The organism is Ciceribacter sp. T2.26MG-112.2 (assembly GCF_900492205.1).
Classification (GTDB): domain Bacteria; phylum Pseudomonadota; class Alphaproteobacteria; order Rhizobiales; family Rhizobiaceae; genus Allorhizobium; species Allorhizobium naphthalenivorans_A.
Genome location: NZ_UEYQ01000009.1, coordinates 11770 through 28482 on the forward strand (window position 1 = coordinate 11770; position 16713 = coordinate 28482).

A 16713-nucleotide genomic window follows, 5' to 3' on the forward strand; every position below is an offset into this window, starting at 1 on the left:
CTTGCGAGGCTGCTTCAAAAAAGCCATTCTGTGCAGGTTACATTCCCGCATTCTGGGGTATCAACAGCCCGTGGCGGCTGGTCATCGATTCTTGAAAGGCTCTTTCATGCGGCAAAGACTTGCCATCCGTCTGCTCGCCGGTACGGCGCTCGCCTTCCTAGTTGGCGTTCTTCCCACCAGCCTCGTTCATGCCCAGACCGCCGATGAGGCGAAGCCCGCGCAAGTCGAGAGCTTCGACGTCGAAAGCGTAGACAGTTTTTCCGGAGCCTTGCTGGCCGCACGCACGGCCGATGCCGACCGCGACTACGAGAATGCCATCGCGCTCTACAAGAAGGCGCTGTCCTACTCGCCCAATGAACTCGACATCCAGGAACGGCTGATGATCGCGCTGTTCATGAACGGCGATTTCGACGAAGGCGTGGCTCTGGCCGAGGAGCTGAAGAGCGACGAAGCTGTCGAACGTGTCACTGCTGTCGCCCGCGCTCTGGAAGCGATGCGCAAGGGCGATTTCGCCGGAGCAGAGAAGATCCTCAACTACAGTGGGCCAAACGACCTTGACCGGCTGATGAACCAGCTTCTCGTCGCCTGGACCAAGGCTGGCGCCGGTCAGGGCAAGGAAGCGCTGACCCTGGTCGAGGGGCTCGAGGGTCCGGACTGGTACGGGATTTTCCAGAACTACAATGCCGGCGCCATCGCTGCGATGATCGGCGACGCCGATGCGGCCCGACGCAATTTCACCGACGCCCTGACCGACAAGTCCGGGGCAGCCACGGCACCCGATACCTTTACCCGCGCCGTCATTTCGCTCGCCACGCTCGAGGCCCGCGAGGGCAACAAGCAGAAGGCGCTCGACGCGATTTCGCTCGGCGACGAAATGATCTCCAATTTCGCGCCGTTCAAGGCGCTGCGCGAACGGGTCGATGCCGGGGAAAAACCGGAATTGCTGGCGCCAACGGCTGCCCAAGGCGCTGCCGGCGTGCTGTTCTCGATCGGCGGCGCGCTCAACCGCGATGGCGCGGAAGACACGGTCATGCTCTATCTGCAACTGGCCCGCGCGCTCGACCCGACCAGCGCCGACACGCTGATCCTGCTCGGCGGCATTGCCGAAAATGCCAAGCAGACGGAGCGTGCCATCCAGTTCTACAGCCAGGTGCCGCCCACTTCGCCGATGCGCCGTCTTTCCGAGTTGCAGCTGGGTCTTACGCTGGCTCAGACGGGCAAGGTCGATGAGGCACGCCAGCATCTGAAGTCGCTGATCGATTCCGATCCGTCCGACATTCGCAGCTATCTCGCCTTCGGCAGCGTCCTGTCGGATGCCAAGGACTATCCCGCCATGGCGGAGAACTACGACAAGGCCGTCGAAATCATCGGCCCGAACCCGGCCAAGGGCTATTGGTCTATCTTCTTCCAGCGCGGCATCGCCTATGAGCGGCTGAAGAAATGGGACCAGGCGGAGCCGAATTTCCGCAAGGCGCTGGAGCTCAATCCGGACCAGCCGCAGGTTCTCAACTATCTCGGCTATTCCTGGGTCGATATGAACCGCAATCTGGAGGAAGGCCTCGACATGATCCGCAAGGCGGTCGAGCTTCGCCCGGACGACGGCTACATCGTCGATTCGCTCGGCTGGGCCTATTATCGCCTCGGCCGGTTCGACGAAGCGGTGCGGGAACTGGAACGGGCGATCGAGCTCAGGGCCGGAGATGCGACCATCAACGACCATCTGGGCGACGCCTATTGGCGCGTCGGGCGCAAGCTGGAAGCCACCTACCAGTGGAAGCGGGCGCTGATTTCCAAGCCGGACCTGGCGGAAATCCCGAAGATCGAAGCAAAGCTCAAGGATGGCCTGCCGGAGACGGCGCCGGAAGTCGCCGCAAAGGGCGGAGAGGCGGCCAAGCCGCCTGTGATGACCGACGCGGAAAAGGGAACGACCGCCGCGGCCGCCGAAGGCGACAGCTATACCGTCAAGTCCGGCGATTCGCTGTGGAACATCGCCACGGAGGCTTTCGGCGACGGCCAGCGCTTCATCGACCTGATCAATGCCAATCCGAGCCTGAAGCGCAATCCCGACCGGATCTTTCCCGGCCAGCAGTTGAAGATGCCGACGGCGGGCGACTGAACGCCATGTCGGGCGAGACGATGATCGAGGCGGCGCCGGCGAAGATCAATCTGGCGCTGCACGTCACCGGGCAGCGGGCCGATGGATACCATCTGCTCGACAGCATCGTCGCCTTTGCCGGCCATGGTGACCGGCTGACTTTTTCAGCAGCGGAACGCGATTCGTTCAACCTTGGCGGCCGCTTCGGCCCGCTGCTTTCGGCCGAAGCCGAGGGCAAGGACGGCAATCTCGTCCTGAAGGCCCGCGACCTGCTGCGGGAAGCGCTCGCGGCCGAGGGCCAGTCAGCCGGACCGGTTGCCATCATGCTTGAAAAGAACCTGCCCGTCGCTTCGGGGATCGGCGGCGGATCGGCCGACGCGGCGGCGACCCTTCGCGGTCTCCTGCGGCTCTGGGGAGGCACGCTCTCTTCAGACGTGCTTTCCACGACCGGGCTGAAGCTCGGGGCCGACGTGCCGATGTGCCTGGAAAGCCGGCCGCTCAGGGCGCGCGGCATCGGCGAGCAGATCGACAGGCTGGACACCATGCCGCGCTTTGCCCTAGTGCTCGCCAATCCGCTGAAGGCGGTATCGACCCCGGAGATATTCCGCCGCCTGACGCACAAGGATCATCCTCCGATCGGAACGCTGCCGCGTTCCGCCGAGCCGGCTGAGTGGCTCGCCTTCCTGTCCGGGCTGCGCAACGATCTGGAGCCTCCGGCCCGCGCGCTGCTGCCTGAAATCGCGGAAATTTCCGGCCAGTTGCACGATGTCGGCGCCCGACTGGTGCGGATGTCCGGATCGGGCGCCACCTGCTTCGGCATTTTCGATGATGTAGAAGCGGCCGGCGCTGCGGCTGGCGAACTCGCCCGGCGGCGCCCCGACTGGTATGTCCAGGCGAGCGAAACCCAAGGCGGCTGAACGGCGACGACAGGCGGACTCACCGCTCGGCAAGCGTTGCGGCGATGAGCGCAGTTGCGATGCCTTGCAGCGTCAATGCCGGCCTTGCCGTGCGACCCAGGCCGGCACGATCTCGCAGGAGAGCCGTCGCGGCTTTATCCCCGGCACCAACTGGTCCAGGCGCATGCCCTGCTTTGCCAAAGCAATGGCCTGGCGCTTGGGAAGCAGCAGGCCGTCCTCCAGCGGCGGCCTGGATCTGCCGATCCGTTGAAGGAAGGGCCGCCTGTGGCCGCGCGACGGGGAAAGGCGGGCCGCCGACGTGTGGATGCTGACATATTCCCCGATCGCGTCGATCCAGCCGCTGAGCGGCCGTGCCCCGGGCTCGACCAAGAGCAGCCAGTCGCCGCGCGCCGCGCCCAGCACATCCCTGATGTCCCATCGCGTATAGAAGCGGCAGCCGGCCGCGTCCGCGACACGCGAAGAGCCATCCGACGAACCGTGATCGAGTACGACCACGTCGCTCACCAGGCCCTCCACCGCGCCGGCCACCAGGACTGAGAGCGTCTGGGCAAGCTCCGGCTCCTGATCCCTGCATTCCATCATCACTGTCAACATTGCTCATCTTTATCGCATTGCACAAACGATTGCCACCGGCTCCTTCTGCATTTTGTTCTTGCATTGTTCTCTTTTCCGCGGTAGGAATTTAATCATCGAACCGGGGATATCCACCCCGCGAGGAGCAAACATGAACGAGCTGTCCCTTGTGGCGCAGGCTGCCTTCCAGCCTGCCAATACGGCCGATATTGCCGATGCAGTGGTTGCCGCCTCGGGTCTGCGGATCGAGGTCGACCGGCGGCGCGGACGCGGTGCGGGGATGAACCCGTCCGGCCGTTTCGAGCCGCATGAGCGCGTCGCCTTCGACGACGGATGGGAAAGCCTGGAGGACATGCCGCCCTTCCGCACCGAAGTGCAGGTCGAGCGGCCACGCAGCGTCATCACCCGCAACGACTCGCCCGACATTCCGTTCGACCGCTCGATCAATCCCTATCGCGGCTGCGAGCACGGCTGCATCTATTGCTTCGCGCGGCCGACCCACAGCTATATGGGGCTGTCCGCCGGTCTCGACTTCGAGGCCAAACTGTTCGCCAAGCCGGATGCGCCGAAGCTTCTGGAACGGGAGCTCGCCAAGCCGGGCTACAAGCCGCGCACCATCGCCATCGGCACCAATACCGACCCCTACCAGCCGATCGAGCGGGAATGGCGCATCATGCGGCAGATCCTCGAGGTTTTGAATAAGGCCAATCATCCTGTGGCGATTGTCACCAAGTCGGCGCTGATCCTGCGGGACCTCGACATCCTGTCCTCGATGGCATCGCGCGGCCTGGCCAAGGTGGCGATCTCGGTCACCACGCTCGACCGCAAGCTCGCCCGCAGCATGGAGCCGCGCGCCTCGACCCCATCCAGGCGGCTGGAGGCGATCAGGGCGCTTTCGGGCGCCGGGGTGCCGACCGGCGTTCTGGTGGCTCCGGTCATTCCGGCGCTCAACGACCATGAAATCGAGCGCATCCTGGATTCGGCCAAGGCGGCAGGGGCCAACGAGGCGGGTTACGTGCTGCTGCGCCTGCCGCTGGAAGTGAGCCCGCTGTTTCGCGATTGGCTGCTGCAGCATTATCCGGACCGCTATCGCCACGTCATGTCGCTGGTGCGCTCGATGCGTGGCGGCAAGGACTATGACGCCGAATTCGGCAAGCGAATGAAGGGCGCCGGTCCCTATGCCTGGCAGATCAGCCGGCGCTTCGAGATGACGACCAAACGCCTCGGCATGGTTCGCCGCGGCATGCATCTGCGCGACGACCTGTTCGTGCCGCCGGACGGCAGCGGCGTGCAGTTGTCGCTGCTGTGACAGCCATCGGGATGCGGCGGCGGGCGCGCCCTTCCGATCGGTGATTTTTTGCGGGCGGGCTTGTTTCTCGCTCGCGCCTTATGGGGCGCTTGGCCGCCCCCTCGCCTTTTCCGGTGCGGTCCGCCGCCTCGTGCCGGAAGAAAAGTCCCTGGCTGCCGCTTCGGCGGTTCGCTTCCCCTGCGCGCCGTCGATGCCGGGGACTTGCAGGAGATCGGGTGCGCGTGCGATTTCTGCCGCATGAAATCTCGCACGCCACCCGATTCTCCGAGTTTTTTTGCCGACCTGCCCGCCGGACCCGATTTCGAGTTCGAGAGACTGGCGGCGCGGCGCGGCTGGTTTCCGGTGGCCGGCACGGACGAGGCTGGGCGAGGACCGCTCGCCGGCCCGGTCGTGGCGGCGGCGGTCATTCTGGACGAGGGCAATATTCCCGCCGGCCTCAACGATTCGAAGAAGCTGACCGCGGCGCACCGGGAGCGCCTGTTCGACGAGATCCTTGCCGTGGCCACAGTTTCGATCGCCTCGTCATCGCCCCGCCACATCGATGCGCGCGATATTCGCAAGGCCAGCCTCGACGCGATGCGTCGGGCCGTAGCCGGGCTTGCGCTTTCACCGCTGCATGTGCTCGCCGACGGCCGGGATGTGCCGGATGGGCTGATCTGCACGGGCAAGGCCGTGGTCAAGGGCGATTCGCGCTCGCTGTCGATCGCCGCCGCCTCGATCATCGCCAAGGTGACGCGCGACCGGATGATGACGCGTGCCGGGCTTTCCTTTCCCGCCTACGGCTTCGACAGCCATGCCGGTTACGGCACCGAGCGCCACCGCACCGCGATCGCGATCCACGGGCCCTGCCTTCTTCACCGGATGAGTTTCAGGCCCTTGCGCCGCGATGGCGAAGAGATTTGCGAATAGGCCATTGCCGCCCCGGGCGGGGCGGAGCCGGCCCGGTCGGGCCACCACCCGCCTGTCGCCGCGCCTTGCCGATCGATGCCGCCCAAGGCCTGCCAGGTGGACGGCCATCGGGACGAAGGAACCCTTGCTCGCCGGGCACAAGCAAAGAAAAAGCCGGGCGTCTCCACCCGGCTCCTTCCAATTCACAATATTCGGCAAGCTCAGTTGAGACGTGCCTTGACCTCGCCAAGCGACCCCTTGAACAGGCTGTCCTGCACGGCGGCATCGGTCTTCTTGGCCAGTACCGCTTCGGCTGCGGCAATCGCCAAGTCGACGGCCGCCGAGCGCACGGCGTTGACGGCTTCCGTCTCGGCCTGCTTGATCTTCTGCTCGGAGAGCGCATTGCGGCGCGCCACGAACTCCTCGGTCTTCTGCTTGGCTTCCGCCGTCAGCATGGCTGCCTCGCGTTCAGCGGCGGCAACGATGCCGGCGGCTTCCGCCTCGGCTTCCTTACGCTTGCGCTGGTATTCGGCCAGGACGTGCTGGGCTTCCTCGCGCAGGCGCTTGGCTTCGGCCAGCTCGTCACGGATCTTGTCGGCGCGGGCGTCAAGCGACTTCGCCATCATGGCCGGAACCTTGAGATAGACGACCAGAGCCAGGAACAGGACCAGACCGACGAAGGCGAAGAATGTTGCGTCGAAGTGCATGATCAAGCCCCCTGCTTTGCGGCGGCGCCGCTGACGGCAGCCTTGATGTCGGCGGCTGTCGCCTTGGCGCCGATCAGCTGCTCGACGATGGAGCCGACCGTATCCACGGCGATGGTGTCGACCTCGGCGAAGGCCTTCGCCTTGATCTCGGCGATGCGGGCCTCGGCGGCTGCGACCTTGCCGGCGAGTTCCGCCTCGATGGCGGTCCGCTCGGCGTCGGCCTTGGCCTTGGCGCTGTCGCGCGCGGTTGCGGCGATCTGCCCGGCCTTGGCCCTGGCAGCGGCAAGCTCGCGCTCGTATGTTTCAATCGCGGTATCGGCTTCGCCCTTCAGCCGGGCGGCCTCGTCGAGATCCTGGGCAATCCGGTCGTGCCGGTTTTCCAGGATGCCACCGACGCGCGGCACGATGACCTTCTGCATGAGCACGTAGAAAAGACCGAACGTGATCACCAGCCACAGCAGCTGGGAGGCGTAGGTCGACTGGTCGAACGGCGGGAAAACGCCACCGCCATGCCCCGCGTCTTGGGCAACGCCGGTCTCGGTATGAACTTCGCCGTGTGCGGGTGCTTCTTCCGTATGAACCTGGCCCTGTGCAGGGGCTGCTTCCGCGGGAGTCTGGCCCGGCGCCGGGTTTTCCTGCGCATAGGCGGGGGTCACGAACATGCTCACCTCCAGGTGTATTCTCAAATGCGAAGGATCACGGCCGCCTCAGGGGCGCGCCGTGACCCAGAAACCTGGCCGATATCAGACGGCGAACAGGAGGAGGAGAGCGATGAGCAGCGAGAAGATGCCCAGAGCTTCCGTAACGGCGAAGCCGAATACCAGACGGCCGAACTGGCTGTCAGCGGCAGACGGGTTGCGCAGTGCGCCGGACAGGTAGTTGCCGAAGATGTTGCCGAGGCCCAGAGCCGTGCCGGCCATGCCAAAGCAAGCCAAACCTGCGCCGATGTACTTTGCTGCTTCCGCTTCCATGAATGAACTCCTTCGAGATGTTTGTTGCGGCAGATGACTGACACCGAATGGCGTCAATGTCGGTGATCCTTAGTGCCCGCCCGGGTGTATGGCGTCGTTGAGGTACATGCAAGTCAGTACCGCGAAGACATAAGCCTGCAGGAAGGCGACGAGGAACTCGAGACCCGTCAGAGCGACGGTCATGATCAGGGGCAGAATGGCGCCGCCAATGCCCAGCGCGCCCATGGTTCCAAGCGAGGCGACGAAGCCCGCGAACACCTTGAGCGTGATGTGTCCGGCCAGCATGTTGGCGAACAGACGAATGGAAAGCGAGATCGGGCGCGACAGGAAGGAAATCACTTCGATCGGCACGACGAGCAAGAGCAGCGCCGCCGGCACACCCGAGGGCACGAACAGCTTGAGGAAGCCGAAGCCGTGCTTGAGGAAGCCGTAAACCAGAACGGTGCCGATGACGAAGATCGCCAGCGCGAAGGTGACGATGATCTGGCTGGTGATGGTGAAGAAGTAGGGCACCATGCCGAGCAGGTTGGCGGTCAGCACGAACATGAACAGCGAGAAGACCATGGGGAAGAACTTCATGCCATGGCTGCCGGCGCCTTCGCGCAGCATAGAGGCAATGAACTCATAGGACATCTCGGCGACCGACTGGGCGCGGGTCGGGATCAGACCGCGGCTCGAGGTCGAGAAATAGAGGAAGGCGGACGCGCAGGCGACCGTCGCGACCATGAACAGCGAAGCATTGGTGAACGAAAAATCAATCCCGCCGATCTCGATCGGAACAATCTTCTGGATCTGGAACTGATGAGTCGGATCGTTTGCCACCGTCTGGTCTCTTTCGCTTTTAGCCCGCCCATGGGGGCGTTCTGACTGTTTCGCACGTCGCAGCCCTGATCAGCCGGCGTCGCGCTCATTCTCCGCTTCCGTGCCGCGGTCCGCCGGGTGGGGCGATGCCACCTTACCCGCAGCCCTCAGCACGTTCAAAACACCGGCACAGAACCCGAGCAACAGAAGCACGATCATGCCCCAGGGCGCAGTACCGACAAAACGGTCGAAAAGATAGCCCAGGATCGCACCGACGACGACGGCGGAGATGAATTCGCTCGAGAGCTTCATGGCCTGTGCATAACCCTTGCGGTTTTGCTCGGCCCGCTCGTCGGCGGCCTTCTCGCCCCTCGTCTCGACGCCCTTGACCGCCAGTTCGGCAGCCAGGCGCCTGCGACGCTCTTCCAGACCCTCTTTACGGTTTTCCGTCATGTTCGCCTCGCTATCCGTTCTGCGTTTCTCCGGACCGATCCGGCCCGACAGCAATGTAGATACGGCAGGATTTGAACCCTTCCAGCCCGTCTTGAAGTCGCGCGCACCATAATTTTGAGAGCCCCTATAGTCAAGGCATACCAAGGGCAAGTTTCACCACAAATTAACCGGGGAAAATCATATACTTAAGTTGAAACTGCCGATTTTTGGGGGCCACTTGGCGGCAAAACCCCGCCAATGGTCGCAGGCAATGCGGTCTTTTGGCTGGGGATCAGCTCCAGCCGCCGCCATAGGTGCGATAGAAGACGTGCAGGCCGATCCGGCCGACCTTCTTCATCGTGCGGGCCCAGCCCGGACGGACGTAGACGGCATGATAATGGGTGGATGAGCCCACTTCCTTCAGCCAGATCTTGCCGGCAGTGACGGCAAGCGCCACTTCGCGGGCGACCTTCCAGTGATGCTGGGAGTTCACCCGGTCCTTGATATTGTCGCAGGCGAAGGAGAACTGGCAGCGGTTGCGCCAAGCCTCGTTCTGGTAGACGACGCCGCAGATTGTCGCGGGATAGGCCGGATTGCGGACGCGGTTGAGGATGACCTGGGCGACCGCCGCCTGGCCCTTGACCGATTCGCCGCGCGCTTCGAAGTAGATACCGGACGCCAGGCACTGCTGCTCGCTGGCGGAAAACACCGAGGGCGGGAGGACGCTGGCTGCCCACGCGTGGTCTTGCGGCCCGATCTTCGGCACGAACCGACCCGCCTCCGGCTTCTTCGTCAAAAGTGCGTCGAACGGCGAAACGCTGGCGAAATCCGGTTCGGGCGGCGCATAGGCCGTCGCCAGCACGTCGGCGTGGCGATTGGTGACGAGCGAGGCGAGCATGGGCGGCACGCCGATGTCGGCCGCCGGTTCCTGTTTCTTGAAATAGAAGGCCGCGAGTTCGACCGGCTTGGCCTTGGAACGGACGAAAGCGGTCAGCTCGGTGGCTTTCCTCTTCGGCGTCAAAAGAGAGGATGTGCGCTTCAGGACCGAGCCAGCGGTGAAGGCCTTGGGCGGCTGCATCGCCTCGACGGCGATCACCCTGCCCTTCTTCAGGCTGCGGGTCACCCGGTCTTCGTCCGGCAGCGGGTCGGCTTCGGTCTTGCCGCCGTCAAAGGCGATCTTGCGGCCGTCGGGAAGCAGGATGCCGCTGTCCTTGTTGAGCGCGGACGAGGCCTGGTTGTCGGCAAAGGCGAGTTGCGCCTGATGGATAGACCCGACGGGCGATGTGGTCAGCACCATGCGCCAGTTGCTGCTGCCCCGGTCGGTGCCGGTAATCAGCCCGGCGAGGTCGGCCTGGGCGGCGATCGAGGGAAAGGCGAGCCATGACACGAGGCCAAAGACCACGGGCGAAGTCCACTTCTCCACACGGGCGGCGGACAGCTTCAGCAAACGGCTTCTCGAACGCAAACCGGTACTCCATACGTTACCACGGCTATATTAGAGAAATATCCGGCATTAACCTTGATGCTTGGTTAATGGGCGTGTCAAGCGTGACGCGGCAGGCACAAAAAAGCCGCCGGGACACGGCGGCTTTCGGATCATTGCGGGGCAATGCCGCTAGATAATGACATGAGAGCCCAGCTCGACCACCCGATTGGCCGGCAGGCGGAAATAGTCCGACGGGTCGGTCGCGGTGTTGGCGAGCGTGATGTAGAGGCGATCCTGCCAGTAGGGCATGCCGGATTTCGCATCCGGAACCAGCTTGCGCCGGCCGAGATAGAAGGAGGTCGACATGATGTCGAACTTCAGGCCGCCGCGCCGCAGGTTGGCCAGCGCCTTCGAGACATTCTGGTTTTCCATGAAGCCGAAGCGGATCTCGACACGCGAGAAGCGATCGGACAGCTGCTCCACTAGGAAGCGCTCCTCCTCGGTCGCCCTTGGCCGGTTCACCGTCTTGATGGTGAGGATGATGTTGCGCTGGTGGATGACATGGTTGTGCTTGAGATTGTGCAGGAGAGCCGCTGGCGCGGTCTGCGGATCGCTGGTGAGGAAGATCGCCGTTCCGGCCACACTGACGGGCGCGTGCTCGCTCTTCTTCTCGATCGAGGCGATGAACGAGCCAAGCGGCACGTCGGCATGGCGGGTCTTGGCAAACAGGATCGCCGTGCCGCGGCGCCATGTCCACATCACCACGGTGAAGCCGCCGGCGAACAGGACCGGCACATAGCCGCCGTCGTGCACCTTGAGCATGTTCGCGCCGAGGAAGACGAGTTCGAGGACGAAGAGCGGCAGCAGCAGGACGATCGACGTGGTGGCACTCCAGTTCCACCGGGTGCGAACGAAGCTGAAGGCCATGATGGTGGTCACCACCATCGCCCCCGTCACCGAAATGCCATAGGCGGTCGCCAGTGCCTCGGAACTCTGGAACAGAACGACGAGCGCGAGGACACCCAGAAGCAGGAGCGCATTCACCGTCGGCAGGTAGATCTGCCCGGTATGGGTTTCCGAGGTAAAGAGGATCTGCATGCGCGGCAGGAAGCCGAGATGGATCGCCTGGCGCACCAGCGAGAACGCGCCGGTGATCACCGCCTGGCTGGCGATGATGGTGGCGGCCGTCGCCAGGATGACGACCGGCAGCAGCGCCCATTCCGGAAACATCAGGAAAAACGGATCGGACGCGGCTTCCGGATGCTTCATCACCAGGGCACCCTGCCCGAGATAGTTGAGCACCAGGGCCGGAAAGACCAGCATGAACCACGCCCACTGGATCGGCCTGCGGCCGAAATGACCGAGGTCGGCATAGAGCGCCTCGGCCCCGGTCACGGTCAGGAAGACGGCGCCGAGCACGACGATCCCGAGGAAGCCCTCGCGCAGGAGGAAAGTCACCGCATGCCACGGATTGAAAGCGGCAAGGATGCCGAAGTCGTCGGCGATATGGACGATGCCGCCGATGGCCATGACCGCGAACCATACGGCCGTGATCGGTCCGAAGAACTTGGCGACGGCGCCCGTTCCGTGCGACTGGACCGCGAAGATTCCGATCAGGATGCCGGCGGAGATCGGCACGATGAAGCGTTCGAGGTCGGGCGTCACGAGCTTCAAGCCTTCGACCGCCGAGAGAACGGAGAGAGCCGGGGTAATCATCGAATCCCCGAGGAACAGCGCGGCACCGACAAGCCCGAGGATCATCAGCACCGAGCCATGACCTCCGACCTTCTTCGACAGAAGTGCCAGAAGCGACAGCGTTCCGCCTTCACCGTCATTGTCGGCCCTGAGCAGGAAGAGCACGTATTTGAGCGTCACGATGATGGTGAGCGTCCAGATGATGAGCGAGATCAGGCCGATGATCTCCTCGCGTTCGATGCCCCCTTCGGCGATCGGCTTCAACGCTTCGCGGAAGGCGTAAAGCGGGCTCGTGCCGATATCGCCATAGACGACGCCGACCGAGCCGAGGCCGAGCCAGAACAGAGTGCGGAAGTCCTTGGGCGCTGCCGGTACTTCGCTGATTTCCTGGGTCATGGGGACACCTGGCTTCTCAGAGCCAGCCTTTCCAGCGGAAGAAGAGGAATGGAATGATCGCCGACAGCAGCATGGCGACGAGCGCCAGCGCGTAACCGAACGGCCAGTGGAGTTCCGGCATGAACTGGAAGTTCATCCCGTAGATCGAGGCGACCAGGGTCGGCGGCAGGAACACGACAGAGGCGATCGAGAATATCTTGATGATGGCGTTCTGCTCGACGCTGATCAGGCCGAGCGAGGCGTCGAGCAGGAAGGTGATATTGTTCGATACGAAGCCGGCATGCTCGGACAGCGACTGGATGTCATGGGCGACGATGCGGCACAGTTCATCCGCCTCCCGGTCCTTGCGGACCAGCGGCTGCGAGCGCAGGAAGGTGACCAGGCGCGACAGCGACATCAGGCTGTCGCGCGTCTTGCTCACCAGGCGATGATGACTGGCAATGTCGATCAGCTTGTCCTCAAGGAAGCGCGGCGGCCGGCGCTTGGCCGCTTTTCGGTCGACGAAGACCTCGGCCGACAGCGCATCAAGGCGCGCCAAGCCGATCTCCAGCACTTCCGCCGTTCGATCGACGACGGTCTCGAGCAGGCGTCCCAACATTTCCGCGCCGGTCTGGTAGCAGCCGGGAACCCGCAAGAGCGCCGCGCTGAACAAGGCGAAGGCACGCGGTTCGGCGTATCGGATGGTGATGAGACGGTTGCCGCTAAGAATGAAGGCGACGTCGGTGAGTTCCGGCAGGTCGGTCTCGACATGATAGACCAGGGAACTGGTCATGAAGACGACGCTGTCTTCGACATAAAGCCGACTCGACGGCTCGATATCCTTGAGATCCTCGCGCGTCGGCAGGGGCACGCCGAGCAGTCGCTCGGCCAGCGCCTCCTCGCCCCGGTCCGGATTGACGAGGTCGAGCCACAGGATGGCGGGGTCGAGACTGGTTCGCGGATCGCTCGCAGAGATGATCTCCGCCGTGCCGTCGGGTCGATACGCCCTGATCAAATTCGAAACACTCTCATGGCACGCCGTTTCCCGGCGGAAGCTGATCACTGGAGGGCGACCAAACACCTCGCCGGAGAAAAATGCAAGAGCCTTGGTGCGGCAAGCGTCCGGCCACCCCCGGGGCTCCCTTTTACCCAGAGTCGAACCGCGCGCAACTCGCTCCCACCAAACGCCAAAGTTGACTTGCATCAAGGCGCGGCAGTCGCTTTGCCCTACTATCGCCTCTGTTCCGACCATCGGAATGTTAACTTCGTGGAGGAAATCATGGCAGACAAGTCACCAAGTATTCTTCCGAGCCTCTGGTCCGACAATCCCTTCGCCGATTTGCGCAAGGAAATGGATCAGGTCGTCGAAAACTTCTTCGGCAAGAACAAGTTGCTCTCAGCATCCGAAGGCGAAGGTTTTCTGGCGCCATCGATCGACGTCGTCGAGAAGGACGACAATATCGTGCTGACCGCCGAACTTCCCGGCATTGCCGAAAACGACATCGACATCTCCATTCAGAACGGCGTGCTGTGCCTGAAGGGCGAGAAGAAGATGGAAAAGAAGGACGACAAGGACAATTACCATGTCGTCGAACGGCGCTATGGCAGCTTCCAGCGGTCGATGCGCCTGCCTTCGAGTGTCGACGAGGCTGCGGTCGCCGCCAAGTTCGACAAAGGCGTGCTGACCGTCACCATGCCCAAGAAGCCGAACACGGCTCCGGCCGAACGCAAGATCGCGATCGAAAAATAACAACAGGTCGCGCTATCCCGCCGCCCCTGTTCGCCTGGGGCGGCGGTTGATTTCCCGCTGCCCGGTCATTCCTACTCGAAGACGATCGAAGGCGCGGTGCGGCCGGAGCGGGCCTGAACCTCGTTCCACACCTTCTCGGCAATCTCGCGATAGACTTTGGCCTGAGGACCCTCCGGATCGGAGACGACAACCGGCGTTCCGGCATCCGACGTCTCGCGAATGGCGATCGTCAACGGCACTTCACCGAGGAAGGGCACACCGATCTTGTCGGCCTCGGCCCGCGCCCCGCCATGGCCGAAGATGTCGTAGCGGTTTCCGGTATCGGGGGCGATGAAATAGCTCATGTTCTCGACGATGCCGAGAACAGGAACCTCGACCTTGTTGAACATGTTGAGGCCCTTGCGGGCGTCGATCAGGGCCAGGTCCTGCGGGGTGGAGACGATCACGGCGCCCGACAGCGGCACCTGCTGGGCCATGGTCAATTGTGCGTCGCCGGTGCCCGGCGGCATGTCGACCACCAGCACGTCGAGGTCGCCCCAGGCGACTTCGCGCAGCATCTGCATCAGCGCCGACTGCACCATCGGTCCGCGCCAGATCATCGCCGTGCCCTCATCGACCAGGAAGCCCATGGACATGACCTTGATACCGTAATTTTCCATCGGCACGATGATGCGGTTCTCGATCTGCTGCGGACGGCCGGTGATCCCCATAAGCCGCGGCAGGGAGGGGCCGTAGACATCGGCATCCAGGATGCCGACCTTGAGGCCGTTGGCCTTCATCGCCAAAGCGAGGTTCACCGCCGTCGTCGACTTGCCGACGCCGCCCTTGCCGGAGGCGACCGCGATGATCGCGCCGATGCCGGGAATGGTCTGCCTGGCCGGGCGCTGGCCGGACGGCGCCTGGGCCTGGGCATGCGAATGGGCGTGGCCGTGCGCGGCAGGCTGCGGCCTGGCTGCGGGTGCCGCGCCCGCCTTGCGCTCGGCGGTCAGGCTGACCAGCGCGCCCTTGACGCCGGGCATTGCCTTGACCGCGCGTTCGGCAGCCTGGCGCAGCGGTTCGAGTTCGTCGGCGCGCTCGGCGGGCACGGTGATGGAGAAATACACCTTGCCGTCCGAGATGAAGACGTCGGAAACCATGCCGAGAGCGACCACGTCGCGTTCGAAACCCGGACCTCGAACGGTCTTCAGCGTCTCCAGAACCTCATCTCTCGTGACTGCGCGCATTCCACCCTCTCAGCGTTCCGCTCCGAAGGGAGCCGGCTGTGCCCTAGATAGTGGACCGGACCCGGTTCGCCAACCGGAAAAGCACGCGCATGGGCAGGCCAACCTGCGGCGGAAGGTCCGGGCGGCAGGTTGCGGGCTGAAGAAAACCGAAAGTTGTTGAAAAAAGAAGACCGCCGCCAAATCATGCCCGGAGTGGCGGGCATTCTTGACGACGGCTTCCCTTGCCGCACCCTTTTCAGGTGACTTGCAACGTCCCCTCTGGACTTGCTTCTATCCATGCAGAAAGCGTGCCAGTCTGGTGATGCCGCCTATTCATGCCGGATTTCAAGGAGATAACGGGATGGATGGATCAAGTGCCATGGCAGGCTGCGGCCGGCCTGCCCGTGTTTTGTGCGGACCAATCGCGGCAAGAACAAATTTGAGGCAGTCCATACCGGCCGGCGGAATAGGGAGCGAAGATCCGAACGCCGGAGTAAGCCGGGCGGACCCACCCTACTTGATCAGTCCGAGCCTCAGCGCCTTGGCGACCGCCTGCGTGCGGTTCACGGTGTCGAGCTTCTTGGTGGCGCGGTTGAGGTAATGGTTGATGGTGTGCTCGGACAGGCCGAGAATCTCGGCGATCTCGACGCTGGTCTTGCCGGCGGCCGTCCAGTTCAGGCAGTCGATCTCCCGCTCGGTCAGCATGTCCGTCGCGCGGTTGTCGAGTTCGCGGATCTCGGCCAGTCGATTGTAGACATGAACCGAGAGATACATCAGCTCGATCATCTCGGCGGCCGTGAACTCGGGCCTGTCACCAGCGAACGACACCGCACCGCGCATTCCGGAAGCGTCATGGACGGGAAAATAGGCGCCGCGCGGCATGCGGTAGCGCTCGAACATCGACTTCGAGATATCCGTCGTGCGCGCGTCGCGCTGCTTGGCGACATGGTCGATATTGAAGGTGAACGGCGCGGTGGCGAGCCGCAGGCGCGTCAGGATCGGGCTCGAGGCCAGCAGCGCGGTCTGGTCGTATTCGGAGATGAGGTCGGCCGGCCAATTGGTGATGATGGAATTGCTCGACAGATCAAGCGATGTCGCCGCCGGCAGGTTCAGCACCATGAACGCGCGCGCACCATAGTGCTCCGTCAACCGCTTCATGAAACGGAAGACATCGAACTGGGTCTTGAATCCGGCGATCTCGGCGACGTAGTCCGCGATACGGTCGGCGCCGTCAGTGTGCATCACATTCATTGTACAGTTTCTTCGCAAGGCCCCAGAATCAACAGGCGACAATCCCAGGCTGCACAAGATCCCGGCCTCCGGTGGAACCAAAGGCGGATTTTTTGCGCAGCTTGTCCGCCCCCCTAGAAACGCACCCGACCACGCATGACAATCGTCAATTATGTTCTTCCCCACACCGCTTCTGATTGATGCGACCAGTCGTTTTGACACGGAATGGAAGGTTTGTATCGACTGCGCCAGACCAGCCTGACGGATTGCCTACGAATCCAGCCTGCCGACGCAGTGGACAATAGCCGCAGAAATGGATCGCAGTCCAGCAACTAACTTTAT

15 protein-coding genes and 1 pseudogene are annotated in these 16713 nt (G+C 63.3%); 5 read left to right on the plus strand and 11 right to left on the minus strand.

Translation table 11 applies throughout. The features are described 5' to 3' along the window. Positions 1 to 106: 106 nt before the first annotated feature. Positions 107 to 1909: pseudogene (locus tag DYZ14_RS14315) on the plus strand (tetratricopeptide repeat protein); the annotation flags it as partial. Positions 1910 to 2121: 212 nt separating this feature from the next. After that, positions 2122 to 3012, plus strand: coding sequence for a 4-(cytidine 5'-diphospho)-2-C-methyl-D-erythritol kinase (locus DYZ14_RS14320; protein ID WP_154721305.1), 891 nt, complete (start codon positions 2122 to 2124; stop codon positions 3010 to 3012). A 72-nt stretch (positions 3013 to 3084) separates the two neighbouring features. Here DYZ14_RS14320 and DYZ14_RS14325 read toward each other — a convergent pair whose 3' ends face one another. Further along, positions 3085 to 3606, minus strand: coding sequence for a glycosyl transferase (locus tag DYZ14_RS14325; protein ID WP_154721306.1), 522 nt, complete (start codon positions 3604 to 3606; stop codon positions 3085 to 3087). A 130-nt stretch (positions 3607 to 3736) separates the two neighbouring features. Here DYZ14_RS14325 and DYZ14_RS14330 point away from each other — a divergent pair, with 130 nt between their 5' ends. Both DYZ14_RS14330 and DYZ14_RS14335 read left to right on the plus strand, forming a co-directional pair. Further along, complete coding sequence (locus DYZ14_RS14330; RefSeq protein WP_154721307.1) at positions 3737 to 4894, plus strand: PA0069 family radical SAM protein; 1158 nt, start codon at positions 3737 to 3739, stop codon at positions 4892 to 4894. A gap of 237 nt (positions 4895 to 5131) precedes the next feature. Next, on the plus strand, positions 5132 to 5803 hold the full coding sequence (locus DYZ14_RS14335) for a ribonuclease HII (protein ID WP_154721308.1): 672 nt from the start codon (positions 5132 to 5134) through the stop codon (positions 5801 to 5803). A gap of 200 nt (positions 5804 to 6003) precedes the next feature. Here the strand turns inward: DYZ14_RS14335 and DYZ14_RS14340 are convergent, their stop codons facing one another. From DYZ14_RS14340 to DYZ14_RS14375, 8 genes are all read right to left on the minus strand, one after another. Further along, positions 6004 to 6489 (minus strand): F0F1 ATP synthase subunit B, encoded by a 486-nt coding sequence (locus DYZ14_RS14340; RefSeq protein ID WP_154721309.1) that lies wholly within the window; start codon positions 6487 to 6489, stop codon positions 6004 to 6006. Positions 6490 to 6491: 2 nt separating this feature from the next. Then, a complete protein-coding gene (locus DYZ14_RS14345) occupies positions 6492 to 7151 on the minus strand; it encodes a F0F1 ATP synthase subunit B (protein WP_154721310.1) in 660 nt (219 codons plus the stop codon). A gap of 81 nt (positions 7152 to 7232) precedes the next feature. Continuing rightward, positions 7233 to 7460: a F0F1 ATP synthase subunit C gene (locus tag DYZ14_RS14350; RefSeq protein ID WP_006466154.1), complete on the minus strand. Its 228-nt coding sequence runs from the start codon at positions 7458 to 7460 to the stop codon at positions 7233 to 7235. Between the two features lie 69 nt (positions 7461 to 7529). After that, positions 7530 to 8282, minus strand: coding sequence for a F0F1 ATP synthase subunit A (locus DYZ14_RS14355; protein WP_154721311.1), 753 nt, complete (start codon positions 8280 to 8282; stop codon positions 7530 to 7532). 69 nt (positions 8283 to 8351) lie between these two features. Beyond that, positions 8352 to 8714 (minus strand): AtpZ/AtpI family protein, encoded by a 363-nt coding sequence (locus tag DYZ14_RS14360; RefSeq protein ID WP_154721312.1) that lies wholly within the window; start codon positions 8712 to 8714, stop codon positions 8352 to 8354. Between the two features lie 271 nt (positions 8715 to 8985). Next, positions 8986 to 10140 carry a cell wall hydrolase gene (locus DYZ14_RS14365; protein WP_195949958.1) on the minus strand — a complete coding sequence of 385 codons (1155 nt, stop codon included), beginning with the start codon at positions 10138 to 10140 and terminating at the stop codon, positions 8986 to 8988. A gap of 168 nt (positions 10141 to 10308) precedes the next feature. Further along, the gene (locus DYZ14_RS14370) at positions 10309 to 12210 is read right to left on the minus strand and encodes a potassium transporter Kup (RefSeq protein ID WP_154721314.1); all 1902 of its coding nucleotides are present in this window, start codon (positions 12208 to 12210) and stop codon (positions 10309 to 10311) included. Between the two features lie 16 nt (positions 12211 to 12226). Further along, a complete protein-coding gene (locus DYZ14_RS14375; protein WP_232365552.1) occupies positions 12227 to 13204 on the minus strand; it encodes a magnesium transporter CorA family protein in 978 nt (325 codons plus the stop codon). Positions 13205 to 13219: 15 nt separating this feature from the next. Between DYZ14_RS14375 and DYZ14_RS14380 the strand changes: the two genes are divergently transcribed. Continuing rightward, complete coding sequence (locus tag DYZ14_RS14380; protein ID WP_154721316.1) at positions 13220 to 13939, plus strand: Hsp20/alpha crystallin family protein; 720 nt, start codon at positions 13220 to 13222, stop codon at positions 13937 to 13939. Positions 13940 to 14010: 71 nt separating this feature from the next. Here the strand turns inward: DYZ14_RS14380 and DYZ14_RS14385 are convergent, their stop codons facing one another. Further along, entirely contained in the window at positions 14011 to 15162 is a 1152-nt protein-coding gene (locus DYZ14_RS14385; RefSeq protein WP_154721317.1) for an Mrp/NBP35 family ATP-binding protein, read from the minus strand. Positions 15163 to 15654: 492 nt separating this feature from the next. After that, on the minus strand, positions 15655 to 16392 hold the full coding sequence (locus DYZ14_RS14390; protein WP_419178306.1) for a LuxR family transcriptional regulator: 738 nt from the start codon (positions 16390 to 16392) through the stop codon (positions 15655 to 15657). Positions 16393 to 16713 lie beyond the last annotated feature (321 nt).